The 1,208-nt window shown below is 54.6% G+C and carries 1 protein-coding gene; it reads left to right on the forward strand.

Annotated elements, in window-relative coordinates; all coding sequences use genetic code 11:
• A partial coding sequence (locus tag PR699_RS19730; protein ID WP_272577904.1) for a polyubiquitin occupies positions 1 to 991 on the forward strand: 991 nt, incomplete at its 5' end.
• Positions 992 to 1,208: the final 217 nt, after the last annotated feature.

Genomic DNA, 1,208 nt, shown 5'->3' on the forward strand with positions numbered 1-1,208 from the left:
TGGCAGGACCCTTGCTGACTACAACATCCAGAAGGAGTCCACCCTCCACCTTGTCCTCCGCCTCCGTGGTGGCATGCAGATCTTTGTCAAGACACTGACCGGCAAGACCATCACCCTCGAGGTGGAATCTTCTGACACCATCGACAACGTCAAGGCCAAGATCCAGGACAAGGAGGGCATTCCCCCGGACCAGCAGCGTCTCATCTTTGCCGGCAAGCAGCTTGAGGACGGCAGGACCCTTGCTGACTACAACATCCAGAAGGAGTCAACGCTTCACCTTGTCCTCCGTCTCAGGGGAGGCATGCAAATCTTCGTGAAGACTCTGACCGGCAAGACCATCACCCTCGAGGTGGAGTCTTCTGATACCATCGACAATGTCAAGGCCAAGATCCAGGACAAGGAGGGCATTCCCCCGGACCAGCAGCGCCTCATCTTTGCTGGCAAGCAGCTGGAGGATGGCAGGACCCTTGCTGACTACAACATCCAGAAGGAGTCCACCCTCCACCTTGTGCTCCGCCTTCGTGGTGGTATGCAGATCTTTGTCAAGACCCTCACAGGCAAGACCATCACCCTGGAGGTTGAGAGCTCGGACACCATCGACAACGTCAAGGCCAAGATCCAGGACAAGGAGGGCATCCCCCCAGACCAGCAGCGTCTCATCTTCGCCGGCAAGCAGCTCGAGGATGGCCGCACCCTTGCCGACTACAACATCCAGAAGGAGTCTACCCTCCACCTGGTGCTTCGTCTCCGTGGTGGTATGCAGATCTTCGTGAAGACCTTGACTGGGAAGACCATCACTTTGGAGGTTGAGAGCTCCGACACCATTGATAATGTGAAGGCCAAGATCCAGGACAAGGAGGGGATTCCCCCAGACCAGCAGCGTCTGATCTTCGCTGGCAAGCAGCTGGAGGATGGACGCACCCTCGCCGACTACAACATCCAGAAGGAGTCCACCCTCCACCTGGTGCTCCGCCTCCGTGGTGGTCAGTAATCAGCCAGTTTGGTGGAGCTGCCGATGTGCCTGGTCATCCCGAGCCTCTGTTCGTCAAGTATTTGTGGTGCTGATGTCTACTTGTGTCTGGTTTAATGGACCATCGAGTCCGTATGATATGTTAGTTTTATGAAACAGTTTCCTGTGGGACAGCAGTATGCTTTATGAATAAGTTGGATTTGAACCTAAATATGTGCTCAATTTGCTCAAAAAAAAA

Source organism: Providencia sp. PROV268 (assembly GCF_028477805.1).
In the GTDB taxonomy this organism is placed as follows: Bacteria; Pseudomonadota; Gammaproteobacteria; order Enterobacterales; family Enterobacteriaceae; genus Providencia; species Providencia stuartii.